At 60.4% G+C, this 15,442-nt stretch carries 11 protein-coding genes; 6 read left to right on the top strand and 5 right to left on the bottom strand.

What is annotated here, in order from left to right:
* Positions 1-84 precede the first annotated feature (84 nt).
* Positions 85-2,745, bottom strand: coding sequence for an alanine--tRNA ligase (gene alaS / locus QA646_RS07755; protein WP_283058472.1), 2,661 nt, complete (start codon positions 2,743-2,745; stop codon positions 85-87).
* Between the two features lie 252 nt (positions 2,746-2,997).
* Positions 2,998-4,083 (bottom strand): recombinase RecA, encoded by a 1,086-nt coding sequence (recA, locus tag QA646_RS07760; protein ID WP_283058473.1) that lies wholly within the window; start codon positions 4,081-4,083, stop codon positions 2,998-3,000.
* A 239-nt stretch (positions 4,084-4,322) separates the two neighbouring features.
* Here recA and QA646_RS07765 point away from each other — a divergent pair, with 239 nt between their 5' ends.
* Positions 4,323-5,267 carry a carbohydrate kinase family protein gene (locus QA646_RS07765; protein WP_283058474.1) on the top strand — a complete coding sequence of 315 codons (945 nt, stop codon included), beginning with the start codon at positions 4,323-4,325 and terminating at the stop codon, positions 5,265-5,267.
* Positions 5,268-5,313: 46 nt separating this feature from the next.
* Complete coding sequence (locus QA646_RS07770) at positions 5,314-6,240, top strand: pseudouridine-5'-phosphate glycosidase (RefSeq protein WP_283058475.1); 927 nt, start codon at positions 5,314-5,316, stop codon at positions 6,238-6,240.
* Between the two features lie 19 nt (positions 6,241-6,259).
* Here QA646_RS07770 and trpS read toward each other — a convergent pair whose 3' ends face one another.
* Positions 6,260-7,279, bottom strand: a complete 1,020-nt coding sequence (gene trpS / locus QA646_RS07775; RefSeq protein ID WP_283058476.1) for a tryptophan--tRNA ligase — start codon at positions 7,277-7,279, stop codon at positions 6,260-6,262.
* Positions 7,280-7,583: 304 nt separating this feature from the next.
* Positions 7,584-10,202 (bottom strand): cell cycle histidine kinase CckA, encoded by a 2,619-nt coding sequence (locus tag QA646_RS07780; RefSeq protein ID WP_283058477.1) that lies wholly within the window; start codon positions 10,200-10,202, stop codon positions 7,584-7,586.
* Between the two features lie 287 nt (positions 10,203-10,489).
* On the opposite strand from QA646_RS07780, the gene QA646_RS07785 reads away from it, so the two are divergent.
* On the top strand, positions 10,490-11,428 hold the full coding sequence (locus QA646_RS07785) for a flagellar biosynthetic protein FliO (protein WP_283058478.1): 939 nt from the start codon (positions 10,490-10,492) through the stop codon (positions 11,426-11,428).
* Positions 11,429-11,522: 94 nt separating this feature from the next.
* Here QA646_RS07785 and dksA read toward each other — a convergent pair whose 3' ends face one another.
* Positions 11,523-11,942, bottom strand: a complete 420-nt coding sequence (gene dksA / locus QA646_RS07790) for an RNA polymerase-binding protein DksA (protein WP_283058479.1) — start codon at positions 11,940-11,942, stop codon at positions 11,523-11,525.
* Between the two features lie 280 nt (positions 11,943-12,222).
* On the opposite strand from dksA, the gene QA646_RS07795 reads away from it, so the two are divergent.
* The 3 genes from QA646_RS07795 to QA646_RS07805 all read left to right on the top strand — a co-directional run bounded on the left by QA646_RS07795 (position 12,223) and on the right by QA646_RS07805 (position 15,400).
* Positions 12,223-12,714, top strand: a complete 492-nt coding sequence (locus QA646_RS07795; RefSeq protein WP_283058480.1) for a histidine phosphatase family protein — start codon at positions 12,223-12,225, stop codon at positions 12,712-12,714.
* A gap of 125 nt (positions 12,715-12,839) precedes the next feature.
* A complete protein-coding gene (locus QA646_RS07800; protein WP_283058481.1) occupies positions 12,840-14,315 on the top strand; it encodes a YcjX family protein in 1,476 nt (491 codons plus the stop codon).
* Positions 14,312-15,400: a TIGR01620 family protein gene (locus tag QA646_RS07805; RefSeq protein ID WP_283058482.1), complete on the top strand. Its 1,089-nt coding sequence runs from the start codon at positions 14,312-14,314 to the stop codon at positions 15,398-15,400. The genes QA646_RS07800 and QA646_RS07805 overlap by 4 nt, the downstream gene beginning before the upstream one ends.
* Positions 15,401-15,442 lie beyond the last annotated feature (42 nt).

Raw genomic sequence — 15,442 nt, forward strand, 5'->3', positions numbered from 1 at the left:
AAATCCTGCTGACTTCAACGCGCAAACGAAAACGGCGGGAATCTCAGCCCCCGCCGCTTACAATATGCATATGGAAACTGGCTATTAGCCGGCGAGTGCCGCAGCGATCGCTTCAAGCGCGTCATCGGCCTTGGCTCCATCAGGGCCTCCGGCCTGAGCCATGTCGGGGCGGCCGCCGCCGCCCTTGCCGCCGAGAGCGGCCGAGGCGATGCGCACGAGATCGACGGCGCTGAAGCGACCGGTCAGGTCTTCGGTCACCGCAACGACAGCGCTGGCTTTGCCGTCTTCGGAGACGCCGATCAGCGTCACGACTCCAGAGCCGAGGCTGGTCTTGCCTTCATCGGCAAGCCCCTTGAGATCTTTCGGATCAACGCCGGAAATGGCCTTGCCAAGGAACTTGACGCCGCCGATTTCCCGCACGGCGTCTGCCGCGCCGTTCTGACCGCCGCCCATGGCGAGCTTGCGCTTGGCATCAGCCAGTTCGCGCTCCAGCTTGCGGCGCTCATCCATCAGCGCCTCGACGCGCGACACGACATCGGCGGGCTGCACCTTCAATGTCGAGGCCAGTGTCTTCACGCGCTCATCCTGCTCGGCAAGATAGTCGCGAGCGGATTCACCCGTCACCGCTTCGATGCGGCGAACGCCAGCGCCGACAGCGCTTTCCCCGAGGACGCGAATGAGGCCGATCTGGCCGGTGCCAGAGACATGTGTGCCACCGCACAGTTCAACGGAATAGGGCTTGCCGGACTTGGTGCCACGCACGCCCTGCCCCATGGATACCACGCGCACTTCATCGCCGTACTTTTCGCCGAACAGCGCCATTGCGCCTTCGGCGATGGCATCGTCGACGCTCATCAGGCGGGTCGTGACCGGCGAGTTCTGCAGCACAATTTCGTTCGCCATATCCTCGACGACCTTCAGCTCTTCCGCCGACATCGGCTTCGGATGCGAAACGTCGAAGCGCAGGCGCTCGGGAGCGACCAGAGAGCCCTTCTGCGCCACATGCGTGCCCAGCACCTCGCGCAGCGCTTCATGCAGCAGATGAGTCGCCGAGTGATTTGCGCGCAGGCGCGAGCGCCTGTTGTGGTCGACCGTCAGCACGACGGCGTCGCCGACCTTGATCTTGCCTTCGGACACTTCCGAGCTGTGAACGAAAAGGCCCTCGCCCTTCTTCTGAGTATCGCTGACCGAAAGCTTGCCGTGGTCGCTGGAAATCACGCCGGTGTCGCCCATCTGACCGCCGGATTCGCCGTAGAACGGCGTCTGGTTCACGACGATCTGCACCTTGTCGCCGGCGGAGGCGCTGTCGACTGCAACGCCATCCTTGACGATGGCCTGGATCACGCCTTCAGCCGCTTCGGTGTCGTAGCCGAGGAATTCAGTCGCGCCGAACTTTTCCTTGAGCTCGAACCAGATGGTTTCGGTCGCCTTGTCGCCGGATCCGGCCCAATGCGAGCGTGCTTCGGCTTTCTGCCGTTCCATTGCATCGGTGAAACTCGATATATCGACGCCGATGCCCCGGGCGCGCAATGCGTCCTGTGTCAGGTCGAGCGGGAACCCATAGGTGTCGTAGAGCTTGAAAGCGGTCTCGCCATCGAGGCTGTCGCCCTTGTGCAGCGTCGAGGTCGCGTCTGCCAGCAGCGAGAGGCCGCGCTCCAGCGTCTTGCGGAAACGGGTTTCTTCCAACTTCAACGTTTCGGAGATCAGTGCTTCGGCGCGGACGAGTTCGGGATAGGCGCGCCCCATCTGCTGCACCAGCGTCGGCAGCAGCTTCCAGACCAGCGGTTCCTTGGCGCCGAGCAATTGTGCATGGCGCATGGCACGGCGCATGATGCGGCGAAGGACATAGCCACGGCCTTCGTTCGACGGCAGCACGCCGTCGGCGATCAGGAAGGCAGACGAGCGCAGGTGATCGGCGATGACGCGGTGGCTGGCGCGGCGCTCACCCTCGGCCTTGACGCCGGTCGCCTCTTCCGAAGCTTCGATCAACGCACGGAACAAGTCGATATCGTAATTGTCATGCTTGCCCTGCAGCACGGCGGCCACGCGCTCGAGACCCATGCCGGTGTCGATCGACGGACGCGGCAGATCGACCCGCTGTTCCTTGGTGATCTGCTCGAACTGCATGAAGACGAGATTCCAGATCTCGATGAAGCGGTCGCCATCCTCTTCCGGCGAGCCGGGAGGGCCGCCCCAGATATGATCGCCATGATCGTAGAAGATTTCCGAGCATGGGCCGCAGGGACCCGTATCGCCCATGGCCCAGAAATTATCGCTGGTGGCAATGCGGATGATCTTGTCGTCCGAGAGACCGGCGATCTTCTTCCACAGATCGTAGGCGACGTCGTCGGTGTGATAGACCGTCACCAGCAGGCGCTTGGCATCGAGGCCGAATTCCTTGGTGATCAGGTTCCAGGCAAGCTCGATGGCGCGCTCCTTGAAATAGTCGCCGAACGAGAAATTGCCGAGCATTTCGAAGAAGGTGTGGTGACGGGCGGTATAGCCGACATTGTCGAGGTCGTTATGCTTGCCGCCGGCACGCACGCATTTCTGTGCCGTCGATGCCGTCTTGTATGGGCGCTGTTCCAGGCCGGTGAAGACGTTCTTGAACTGCACCATGCCGGCATTGGTGAACATCAGCGTCGGATCGTTGCGCGGAACAAGCGGGCTCGACGGTACGATCTCGTGGCCGTTCTTTTTAAAATAGTCGAGAAAGGTCGACCGGATTTCGTTCACACCGCTCATATTAGGCCCTTCAGTCCTTGCCTCGAGCGAGGCTTCGTCTCGCTCATGTTCCTTCACCTAACATGATCCTGTCCAAAACCGCTTCGCACTTATTCGGGATCACGCGCTGGCAAAATTTAATAAATCCAGTGGCTTTTATCGTCCGCTCCCGGCCCTGTCCAGCGGCACAAGCAAAACCGGCCGCACATCCCTTGGACAATACGGCCGGTTTCGAATTTTAGTCTTGATCAGTCCTGAAATCGGTCGCGAAAATTACGCGTCCGCAGCGTCGCCGTCATCGGCCTCAGGTCCGCCATTCTGCAGGAAGCGATCGGCGATCAGACCGGCATTCTGGCGCAGCGACAGCTCGATCTCGCGGGCGAGATCCGGATTGTCGCGCAGGAAGAGCTTTGCGTTCTCGCGACCCTGACCCAGACGCTGGCTGTTATAGGAGAACCAGGCACCGGACTTCTCGACGATACCAGCCTTGACGCCGAGATCGATCAGCTCGCCGGTCTTGGAAACGCCCTCGCCGTACATGATGTCGAATTCCACCTGCTTGAAGGGCGGCGCCATCTTGTTCTTGACGACCTTGACGCGGGTCTGGTTGCCGACCACCTCTTCGCGCTCCTTGACGGAGCCGATACGGCGGATGTCGAGGCGAACCGAGGCATAGAACTTCAGCGCATTGCCGCCGGTCGTCGTTTCCGGCGAGCCGAACATGACGCCGATCTTCATGCGGATCTGGTTGATGAAAATGACCATGCAATTGGACTTCGAGATCGAAGCGGTAAGCTTGCGCAGCGCCTGGCTCATCAGGCGGGCCTGCATGCCCGGCAGGCTGTCACCCATCTCGCCCTCGATTTCGGCGCGCGGCGTCAGCGCCGCAACGGAGTCGACGACGAGAACGTCGATGGCGCCGGAGCGCACCAGCGTATCGGTGATTTCAAGCGCCTGTTCGCCGGTGTCCGGCTGCGAAATCAGAAGATTCTGCAGGTCGACGCCAAGCTTGCGGGCATAGACCGGATCAAGTGCGTGTTCAGCGTCGACGAAGGCGCAGATGCCGCCCTTCTTCTGGGATTCGGCGATCGTCTGCAGCGCCAGCGTCGTCTTGCCGGAGCTTTCCGGTCCGTAGATCTCGATGATACGCCCCTTCGGCAAGCCGCCAATGCCGAGCGCGATATCGAGGCTCAGAGAGCCGGTGGAAACTGTTTCGATTTCGACCACGTTCTCGTTCGAGCCGAGCTTCATGATCGAGCCCTTGCCGAACGACCGCTCAATTTGAGAGAGTGCCGCTTCAAGTGCCTTGCTTTTATCCACCGATTTGTCCTCTACAAGCCGCAAAGAATTCTGAGACATCCGATCCACCTTTAGGTTATTGAAGCCGCTCAAGCAATGTCGCCGCTGATGAGAATTGTGTACTCTATTTGTTCTCATGCCGCAAGAGCACAACAAGCAATTGAAAGAAAAAGATAAAATGAGTTTCGTTCTACATTTGTTTTCTTCTTTCATCGCAAGGACTTACGTGCCTTTGACCGGCATTCTGCGCGAAACATGCGGCGGCTCGATTCGCCTTTGGAAGCGCTGAGGAGATCGGTATGACGAAGAAGATTCTCGTTCTGGGTGGTGCCCATATCGACCGGCGCGGTCGCATCTTCGGCGAGACGGCGCCGGGGGCGAGCAACCCCGGGGCCTGGTTCGAGGAGCCGGGTGGCGGCGGCTTCAATGCGGCGCGGAATCTGGCTCGCCTCGGCTTTGATGTCCGTCTGATCTCGCTACGCGGCGGTGATGTGGCCGGAGAAATGGTGACGGAGGCGGCGCTCAATGCCGGCGTCGACGACAAGCCTTTCGTTTTTCTCGACCGGAAGACGCCGAGCTATACGGCAATCCTTGAGCGCGACGGCAATCTGGTGATCGCCCTCGCCGACATGGAACTCTACAAGCTGTTTGTGCCGCGCCGGCTGACGATCCGCGCCATCCGCGATGCTTTTGAGACCGCCGACCTGATCCTTTGCGATGCCAATCTGCCGGAAGAAACATTGGCTGCCATCGCGACGCGCGCAGCCGATTGCGGCAAACCATTGGCCGCGATCGCGATTTCGCCTGCCAAGGTAATACGCCTGAAATCCTGCCTCGCCGGCATCAGCCATCTTTTTCTGAACGAGGCCGAAGCTGCCGCACTTACGGAGAGCCGCCCGGACGATCCGCGCCACTGGGTCGCCGGGTTGCGCGCACTTGGGCTCAAGGGAGGCGTCATTACCCGCGGAAAGCGTGAGTTGATTGCTTTTTCCGGCGACGGCGCCGTCAGCTTGCAGCCGCCGGTTATCGATGAGATTGCCGATGTCACCGGCGCCGGCGATTCGCTTGCCGCTGGGGTTCTCGCGGCCCTACTTGCCGGTCACGATCTCAGCGAGGCAGTGCGCTACGGGGCAGCGGCGGCCGCGATCACCGTGCAATCGCCTTTCGCCACGGCGGAAGATCTTTCGCCCGAGCTTCTGAAGGCGACGCTGGCTCTTGTTCCCGAAGCCGCTATCTTGTCATGAAACCCGTGAATTTCGCATTTCCCATCTCAGCCAATCGGATACAACCATGAGCAAGCCTATTTCTCCCCTGCTGCCGATCTCCTATTCGAAGGAGGTTGCTGCTGCAAAATTGCGCGGAGCGCCGTTGGTGGCATTGGAATCGACCATCATCACCCATGGCATGCCCTATCCCGGCAATATCGATATGGCGCGCAGCGTCGAGGCCATCATTCGGCAGGAAGGCGCCGTGCCGGCAACGATCGCCGTCATTCACGGCGTACTGCATATAGGCTTGGAGCCTGAAGAGCTGGAGGCGCTTGCCCAGACCAGTGGTGCAATGAAAGTGTCTCGCGCCGACCTCGCCTTCGCCATTGCCGAGCGCCGCACGGGCGCCACCACGGTTGCCGCGACGATGATCGCCGCGGCACGCGCCGGCATCAAGGTTTTCGCGACCGGCGGCATTGGCGGCGTGCATCGCGGCGCCGAGGAAAGCTTCGATATCTCCGCCGACCTGGAAGAGCTTGCCCGCACCGATGTCATCGTTGTCTGCGCCGGTGCCAAGGCTATCCTCGATATTCCGAAAACGCTGGAAGTGCTGGAAACCCGCGGTGTGCCCGTCGTTACCTACGACAGCGCGGAATTCCCCGCCTTCTGGTCGCGCTCCTCCGGCCTGCCGAGCCCGCTGACCTTGAACAGCCCGGCCGCGATCGCCAACTTCCAGACAACCCGGGAACAGCTCGGCATCAACGGCGGCATGCTGATCGCCAATCCGGTGCCGGAAGCCGATGAAATCCCGCGTGAGGAGATGGAAATCTACATCGAGCGCGCCCTTGATAGCGCCGAGCGAGATGAGATCGCCGGCAAGGCGGTCACCCCCTATCTGCTCAGCACCATCTTCGACATCACCGACGGCCGCAGCCTGAAGACCAATATCGCTTTGGTCGAAAACAACGCCCGCCTTGCTGCTGAAATTGCTGTTGCTTTGGCGGATTGAGACAGGAAAAGCGTCCGTTCTAGGTCAAGGAAAACAGACCTAGAGCGGCGCGCAGCTCCGCAACGGTTGCCTCTGTCCGTTCCCTTGCCCTGGCCGTACCCTGCCGCAGCACATCCAGAGCGTAGCCCGGTTCCGCGGCATAGCGGGCTCGGCGTTCACGGATCGGGGCGAGCAGAGCTTGCAGAATATCTTCAAGCTGTCGCTTCACGGCCATGTCGCCAAGACCGCCCATTCGATAGCGCGCCTTCAGCTCTTCGACCAAATCCTTGTCCTCGGCAAAGGCATCGAGATAGGTGAAGACGACATTGCCATCGACCTTTCCCGGATCGGCGGCCCGCAGATGGCCGGGATCGGTGTACATCTGGCGCACGGCTTGCCGAATATCGTCCGGCGACGCGGATAGCGGGATGGCGTTGCCCTGCGACTTGCTCATTTTGGCTTTGCCATCGACGCCCGGCAGACGACCGACCGTCGGGATCATCGCCTCGGCTTCCGGCAGAACTTCATGGCCGACCTGCCGGTTGAGACGACGCACGATCTCGTTGGTTTGCTCTATCAACGGTGCCTGATCTTCGCCCACCGGGACGATCGTCGCCTTGAATGCGGTGATGTCGGCCGCTTGAGCCACGGGATAGCAAAGAAACCCCGCTGGAATATCGCGCTCAAAGCCGCGGAGTTGGATCTCCGTCTTGATTGTCGGGTTGCGCTCCAGCCGTCCGACGGTGACAAAATTCAGATACAGCACCGTCAGATCAGCCAATGCCGGCAACGCGGATTGCAGGCAAATCGTTGTTTTGGCCGGATCGATCCCGACGGCAAGATAGTCGTAGACGACCTCCAGCACGTTACGGCGAATCTTCTCCGGATCATGTGCGTTATCGGTCAGGGCCTGCATGTCTGCGAGAAGCAGGAATTGCCGGTGAGTATGCTGGAGGGCCACGCGGTTCCTGAGAGAACCGATGTAGTGACCGAGATGGAGAGGACCCGTGGTCCGGTCGCCGGTGAGAATGACCGGGCGATTGTCGATAGGTAAAGACATTTGGTTGCTCCATAGAGGAGCCGCCGCGATCGGGAAGAATGCCGGGAAATGACCATGCCTGCCGCATCACGGCGGCAAAGGTCGATTTCAAGAAATGACGACTGCCGCTCCTAGATGGAGCGCCACCACTTAATGAGGCTGGTGTTCGCGAGATCGGTCATATTGGCTTGATGCCATGGATCGGACAGGGATGGCAATGGGAAACACCTGATTTGTGGCCTCCACAGCATCCAGCTCTTGCGCGCACTTTAATTGCCAAGACGATAAAGCGCATCGAAATAGCATTTTATAAAGCTTCCCTCACCTAGCGATCCAACGTCTCTCTGACGACGACGGCAAGCTGCTTCAGCGAGAAAGGCTTTGGCAAAAAGCCGAATTTGGCGTCGGCCGGCAGGTTGCGGGCAAAGGCATCTTCGGCATAGCCGGACACGAAGATGAACTTCATATCCGGATATTTCTTTCGCAATTCACGCAGCAGCGACGGCCCGTCCATTTCCGGCATGACGACGTCGGACACGACGACATCCACCTGGCCATCGAGTTCATCCATGATGTCGAGCGCTTCGACGCCGGACCCCGCCTCATAAACGGTATAGCCGCGCGTCTCGAGCATACGCTTGCCACCCCGACGCACCGCCTCCTCGTCTTCGACAAGCAGAACCACGGCCGACTTGCCGGTAAGATCGGCAGGTTCTTCCGATGGCGGGACGACGGCGGCAACGCTCTGATCCATCGCCGAGACTTCGCGGCTCTCGGAGGCCTGGCCTTCGATCACCGTCGGGATTTCGACGATGTGGCGCGGCAGGAAGATGCGGAAGGTCGTACCCTTGCCGACTTCGGATTCCGGGTGGATGTAGCCGCCGGATTGCTTGATGATGCCGTAGACCATGGCAAGGCCAAGCCCGGTGCCTTTGCCCACTTCCTTAGTCGTGAAGAAAGGCTCGAAGATCTTATCCATGATGTCGGGCGCAATGCCGGTGCCGGTATCGCTGACCTCGACCAGCACCATCTCCTCATGCGGCAGATAGGCGTAGTTGAAGGAGGCCACGTCTGCGGCCGACAAATTGCGGGTGCGCAGCGTCAGCGTGCCGCCGCCCGGCATTGCGTCGCGCGCGTTGACGCAGAGATTGATCAGCACCTGCTCGAACTGCGACAGGTCGGTCTTCACCGGCCAGAGATCGCGGCCATAGTCGACATCCAGCTTGACATGCGTGCCGGACAGCAGCCGGTCCACCAGCATGCGCAGATCGCCGATCACATCCGTCAGATTGAGGATCGTCGGCCGCATCGTCTGCTTGCGTGAGAAGGCCAGCAACTGCCGCACCAGCACAGCGGCTCGATTGGCGTTGCGTTTGATCTCCATCAGATCGGCGAAGCTCGCGTCTGATGGCCGAGCCTGCAGCAACAGATGGTCCGATGACAACAGGATCGCCGTCAGCACATTGTTGAAATCATGCGCGATGCCGCCGGCGAGCGTGCCGACCGCATTCAGCTTCTGCGTCTGCGCCATCTGCGTTTCCAGAGCCTTCTGCTCGGTCACTTCGACGGCATAGACTATGGCCGCTTCCTCGGGCGCTTCGTCGGTCTGATCGATGACGGCATTGATATAGAAGCGGAAATGCCGTGTGTCGTCTTTCGGATTGCGGGAATCGATCGGCGGGATGTCGCCCTGCCGATCCTTGGCGGCTGCAAGCGCCTGTTCCAGCCGCGGCCGGTCAGTTTCGTAGACGATGCTCTCGAGGGCAGCGCCACGCTCGATATCGTCGCGGGAAACGAGATCCGAGAAGAGCTTGAGGAACGGAGCGTTGGTGCGCAGAATACGACCCGAGCCGTCCACAGAGGCGATCGCCATCGGCGTATTGTTGAAGAAGCGGCTGAAGCGCATCGCCGCGACGGAGGCGGACTGATCGTTATCGCCGCCGTTCTGCCGTGTAAGGATGATGGTGCGGCTTTCGCCCGGCGCCCCATCGCGCATCGACGTGACACTGTGGACGATCTGCACCGGCAGGCTCTGGCCGTTGGCGCGACGCAAGTCGAGATCAAGCGTCACCGTCTTTTTCAGGCCGGGTTCGGCCTGTACGGACTGGATCAGCGTCAGGCCCTCACCGGCCACAAGATCGCCGATGGTGATGGAGCCCGGCGTGAATTTGGTCAGGTCGAAGCCCAGCCATTCGGCAAGCGTCGCGTTCAGATAGAAGATTTCGCCCTTGCGTCCCGCCGAGAAGAAGCCCGCCGGCGCATGATCGAGGTAGTCGATCGCGTTCTGCAGCTCCTTGAAGAAGCGCTCCTGATCGTCCCGTTCAGACGTGATGTCGGTGATCTGCCAGATATACAGCGCCTTGCCGCGCCCCTGTTCCGGCGGCAGCACGCGCGCCTTCAAGCGATACCAGTGTGCGCCGTTCCCATTGCCTTCCCCAGGGCCCAGCGGCTTCAGAAGCCGGAACTCCTCCGAACCCTCCTTCCCTTCACGCAGGCCATTGGCAAGGCGATAAAGCGCTTCATTGGATTCGCGATTGCGCGAGAGCAGCGTTTCCAGCGATTGCACCTCTGTCGCCTTGGCCGCACCCGTCAACTGACCGTAGGCGCCGTTGGCGTAGATGATGCGGCCCTTTTCGTCCGTGATCAGCGTGCCGTCCGGGTGGCTGTTCAGGAATGAGCGGGCCAGGCTGTCGGACTGCGTCTGCGGCATGACCTCGACGAAGCCGATAATGGAGGAGACGAGAAAGAAGATGCCGACCATGGCAAGAATACCGAGCCCGCCAAGCACGGTTTCATTGTCGAGCTCGTCTTTGAAAACGACGAAAGCAGCGGCGGCTGCCACCAACACCAGGGCGAGCAAGATGATGCGCAGCACGGTGCCCGAACGAACCCCGCGATCCACCAGCGGCACGCTATACTCGTCGGACTGACGCTGCTTCGTCATAAACCCCTCGTCTCCGCCCTCTTCCTTCTCACGTCATGCACTTGACGGATCGCCGGATTCGGACCTTTCGAATCTTCTTTAGCAATTTGCCGCATCGGCAAAAAGCTTTGCGGGGCCAGAAAGGCCTGTATTCACAAGGAAGAGCGCTGGACAAAGAACGATCTATCTTGTTTCCAGAGCGGACCTGTCCATATGATCGCCTCATATCGATACAAAGGTGAAGACGCTGGGCCGGTCGTTTTTGCGGCAAGGCTGCGACATCGAGGATAATTACGGAGTATCTCGAAATGTGGGACGAAATCGCCGGGGCCTATGGCAGTCGCTTCTTCCTTGCAGCCGGTGGGGTCGGCATTGCCCTTCTCCTATTGATCTGCATACTGTGGATCTTCCGCAACCGGGCGCCCTCGCCTTTCGTGCGAGGCGGCAAGAACCGTCAGCCTCGCCTGCAGGTGCTTGACGCCGCCGCCGTCGACGCCCGCCGCCGTCTCGTACTGGTGCGACGCGATGGTATCGAACATCTTATCATGATCGGTGGCCCGACCGATATCGTCATCGAGTCCGGGATTTCCGATGCCGCCAAGGCAGGCATGCCGGCACCGACTCCGGTCGGAACGCCGCTGGCTTATGAACGTCGGTTGGAGCCGGCACAGGAAGCCCCGCGCCTTGATCATCTGACAGCGACAGCCTCCGAACCGCCCATTCCTCAGAAAGCTGCGGTCGAAGCCTATATGCCGCCTGAACCCGTGACTGCCGTTGAACAGGCTTCTCTGCGTGCCGCGCCGACAATCGAGCGCCCGCAACCCGCCGCGGCGCAGCAGCCGCGCACGCCACAACCGGCGGCGATGCTGGGCGAAGCGGAAGTAGCCGATATTCTCGATGCAGCTCGCCAACACGTGTTGCCACAGCAGCCGGAGCGTGTCGCTGCCGCTCCGCAGCCTGTCCGCCAGCCGATCGCTCCTGCCGTCGCTGCGGCTCCCGTGGTGACACCGCCGCCCGCGCCTGAACCCGGCGCCGACTTCCAGCGCATCTTGGAAGCGGAAATGTCAAACAATCTCACCGCGGAACGGATCATACCGAATGTGCCGCCACAACGGCAAATACAGCAGCCGATCGCCCCAGCGCAACGCCGCGATCCGGAACTCCCGCCGATGACCGGCGCGGATAGTGCGCTTCAGAAAGAGGTCGCGCGTATTTTCGGTGAAATGAGCGTCAACCGCGACAAATAAGATGTGGCCAGCCGCTCGCGAAGACATGAAAAAGGCACGACGGAAATCCCCGCCGTGCCTTAATTTTTGCGCTCCAGTCGGAGTGATCTAAGACCTATTCGTCGCGATAGACCTTCTCGCGGCGCTCGTGACGTTCCTGCGCTTCGATCGACAGGGTCGCGATCGGGCGAGCATCGAGACGCTTGAGACCGATCGGTTCGCCGGTTTCCTCGCAATAACCGTAAGTGCCGTCTTCGATGCGCTGCAACGCGGCGTCGATTTTCGAGATAAGCTTGCGCTGACGGTCGCGAGCCCGAAGTTCGATGGCTCTGTCGGTTTCGGAAGAAGCCCGGTCAGCGAGATCGGGATGGTTTGCGCTTTCTTCGGCCAGGTGGTCGAGCGTTTCGCGCGCTTCTCTTAGGATATCATTTTTCCAGGCGACTAACTTTGCTCGAAAATAAGCCCGCTGGTTTACATTCATGAACTCCTCGTCTTCCGAGGGCACATAATTGCTAAGATCGATCTTCTCACTCAACGCGATTCTCCTGAAGAACATCTCATATGGCGCGCTGTATATCCCAACCGGTAGTATCGATTCAAGCCAAATAGACGTGGTAAACGGATTTTTAAATTTGTCATAAAATTCGGCTAAAGGTTTATTTTTTCAATATATATTTGCGAACTCAAAAATATGGTAGAACCATAACCTTCGCGTGAATGACCGCCAAGCCTCCCATATCGCCGATCATCCCGCGGTTGACGGCATATGGGATCAGGCGGTACGTCAAAGGCAAATCGAGCACGGGAATTCCGCTATGACCAGCATCACGCCTCCGCCGTCCCGGATTTACCTGTTGCGTCATGCCAAGGCTCTGCGGGCGACGCCCGGCCAGAAGGATTTCGATCGCACGCTTAGCAGCGATGGCTATGCCGCCGCCGAAATTGTCGCCGAAAAAGCCGTCCACAAAGGCTACAAACCGGCACTTGTCATCTCCTCGACAGCTTTGCGATGCCGTCAAACCGCCGACGCCATTCGCTACGCGATGAGCCCCTCTACCGAGTTCCGTTACGTCGACGCGCTGTACGACGCCACAACAGATATCTATCTCGAAATCATCTCATCGCAGGTGGCTGAGGACTCTGTCATGCTGGTCGGCCATAACCCGACCATTGAAAGTACGCTGGAAGCGCTGATTGGCCATCACGCCTTGGTCTCCGCGATTCCCAAAGGCTTTCCGACCGCCGGACTCGCCGTTGTCGACTCAACGCCGTCGGGCTGGGTCCTCACGGATTTCGTCAAAAAATAGGTTCGGCGGAAAAATATCAGGCGGAGCGGCGATTTAGAGGGCATGCCCCGTAAAGCCCAATCATCTTTTCTGCTCTCGCATCGCTTCCTATATTGACCAACACGCTGTCATTCTGGGATCCCGCCTTGCCGCCAAGCCTGACCTCCTTCACAGACGATGCCCTGATCGCCTTCGATAATCTCGTCGACCGCACGACAGGCCTCGTCAATCCGACGATCCGGCTCGGCGTTACCGGCCTTTCTCGTTCCGGCAAGACCGTTTTCATTTCCTCTCTGGTGCACAATCTGCTGAATGGCGGCCGCCTGCCGCTGTTCGAGCCGGTGCAATCCGGCCGGGTCTCTACCGTTCGCCTTGAGCCACAGCCGGACGACGCTGTCCCGCGTTTCCAATATGAGGATCATATCCGCGCACTGGTGAAAGAGCGCATCTGGCCGGATTCGACGCGGGCTATCTCGGAACTGCGTATCACACTGGATTATCAGAGCGCCAGCGGCTGGAACCGCCTGTTTTCGCCCGGCCGCCTTTCCATCGACATTGTCGACTATCCCGGCGAATGGCTGCTCGACCTGCCATTGCTCGGCAAGGATTTCCGCGCCTTCAGCGAAGAGACGCTGACGCTTGCAAAAACCGGCATTCGCGCCGAACTGTCACACGCGTGGCTGGCGATGACGCAGGCGACCGATGCCTCCGCATCGGCTGACGAGATGATCGCGCGCGAACTCGCCACCGCTTTCTCCGCTTACCTCAAAGCATGCAAATCCGACGAACGTTCGCTCTCGACTTTGCCGCCCGGTCGTTTCCTGTTGCCCGGCGATCTCGACGGTTCGCCGGCACTGACCTTCGCGCCGCTGGTGCCTCCGCCCGAAGGCAAGGCGCAGAAGGGCTCGCTATGGGCAATGATGGAGCGCCGCTACGAGGCCTATAAGTCCGTCGTGGTGAAACCCTTCTTCCGCGAGCACTTCGCCCGCCTGGACCGGCAGATCGTTCTCGTCGACGCTTTGCAGGCCATCAATCGCGGCCCGGAAGCGGTTCAGGATCTGGAACGCGCGCTGACGGATGTGCTTGCCTGCTTCCGTCCCGGTGCCAATTCCTTCTTCTCCTCGCTGCTCGGGCGCCGCATCGACCGCGTGCTGGTCGCCGCGACCAAGGCCGATCATCTTCATCACGAAAGTCACGACCGGCTGGAAGCGCTGACACGCCGCCTGGTGGAACGCGCCATCGAACGGATCGGCATGGCCGGGGCCGGCATCGAAGTTATGGCGATCGCTTCGGTCCGCGCCACACGCGAGGCGACGGTGAAACGCGACGGCCATACGCTTCCCGTCATAGTCGGCACGCCGATGGATCGCGAGACGATCGGCGGCGAGACGTTCGACGGCAACCGCAAGACAGCGGTCTTTCCTGGTGACCTCCCGGAAAATCCGCAATGGCTGTTCGATGCACTTGAACCTGGCGCAGCAAATGTCCACCTGCCCGAAGTGAGCGTTGTCCGCTTCCGCCCGCCGGAGCTGGATGAGACCGGCAGCGGTATCAAACTCTCGGTGCCGCATATCCGCCTCGACCGCGCGATGCAGTTCCTGTTCGGAGATCGCCTCGCATGACGAAGCCGACCACAGACGATCACAGAAGCCTTTCGCGTCGTCCCGCCGCCTTCTCAGTAGAGCCGGAAATGTCGAAAGACGACACCGCTGCCAAACAGGTTGCGGAGCCGCCACGCCGCAGGCCACAGAGTTTCGATACAGAAGTCGTACTGACGCCGGATGAGGAAGATCCATTCCTCAATCCCACCCTCGCCGCCTCCGATGCTGAAACCATGGTGGCAGCGCCGCGCCGCCGCGGTTTTTCTTTCGGAAAGATCGCCGCTGGCGCCTTCGGCATTCTCGTGTCTCTCGCTTTCGGTCTTTGGACCGACCAGTTGATTCGCGACCTCTTCAGTCGTGCCGACTGGTTGGGCTATACCGCCCTTGCGGTGCTCGGCACCGGCATCCTCGCCGTCCTTGCCATCGTCATTCGCGAGACGGCCGGCATGATGCGGCTTGCGGCCGTGCAGGCGATCAAAGCGGAGGCGGAAGCCGCTATCGTGGAGACGCGCCCCGCGCGTGCAAAAGCACTGGTCCAACGCCTCTGCACGCTTTTGGAGGCCAATCCGGAAACAGCGAAGGGCCGCGCGACTTTGAAAGCGGCGGAAAACGATATCATCGACGCGCCGCAGTTGATCGATCTTGCCGAACGCGAACTCCTCGGTCCGCTCGATCGCCGCGCCCGGGCGCTGATTCTCGGCGCATCCAAACGAGTTTCGGTCGTCACGGCCGTTAGCCCGCGGGCGCTGGTGGACATTCTCTATGTGCTCTACGAATCGGCCAAGCTGGTGCGCACCATGGCAGAACTCTATGGCGGCAGGCCCGGCACGCTCGGCATGATCCGGCTGATGCGCGACGTGCTCGCTCACCTCGCCGTTACCGGCTCAATCGCCGTCGGCGACAGCATCGTGCAGCAGTTGATCGGCCATGGTTTGGCCTCGAAACTCTCTGCCCGTCTGGGTGAAGGCGTCGTCAATGGCATGATGACGGCACGCATCGGCATCGCTGCAATGGATCTCTGCCGGCCACTGTCGTTCAAGGCGTTGAAACGTCCGGGGATCGGCGATTTCGCCGGAGATTTGGCGCCCAACATCACCGGCCGCTGAATGCTGCAAACGCCTGCGATAGCGGCTTTTACCTCCGCAAGA

The organism is Rhizobium sp. CB3090 (genome assembly GCF_029714285.1).
In the GTDB taxonomy this organism is placed as follows: Bacteria; Pseudomonadota; Alphaproteobacteria; order Rhizobiales; family Rhizobiaceae; genus Rhizobium.

Bases quoted from the DNA above. Each gene is read 5' to 3' on its own strand.
- alaS (WP_283058472.1), bottom strand. From the start codon at position 2,745: ATGAGCGGTGTGAACGAAATCCGGTCGACCTTTCTCGACTATTTTAAA.
- recA (WP_283058473.1), bottom strand. From the start codon at position 4,083: ATGTCTCAGAATTCTTTGCGGCTTGTAGAGGACAAATCGGTGGATAAA.
- QA646_RS07765 (WP_283058474.1), top strand. From the start codon at position 4,323: ATGACGAAGAAGATTCTCGTTCTGGGTGGTGCCCATATCGACCGGCGC.
- QA646_RS07770 (WP_283058475.1), top strand. From the start codon at position 5,314: ATGAGCAAGCCTATTTCTCCCCTGCTGCCGATCTCCTATTCGAAGGAG.
- trpS (WP_283058476.1), bottom strand. From the start codon at position 7,279: ATGTCTTTACCTATCGACAATCGCCCGGTCATTCTCACCGGCGACCGG.
- QA646_RS07780 (WP_283058477.1), bottom strand. From the start codon at position 10,202: ATGACGAAGCAGCGTCAGTCCGACGAGTATAGCGTGCCGCTGGTGGAT.
- QA646_RS07785 (WP_283058478.1), top strand. From the start codon at position 10,490: ATGTGGGACGAAATCGCCGGGGCCTATGGCAGTCGCTTCTTCCTTGCA.
- QA646_RS07795 (WP_283058480.1), top strand. From the start codon at position 12,223: ATGACCAGCATCACGCCTCCGCCGTCCCGGATTTACCTGTTGCGTCAT.
- QA646_RS07805 (WP_283058482.1), top strand. From the start codon at position 14,312: ATGACGAAGCCGACCACAGACGATCACAGAAGCCTTTCGCGTCGTCCC.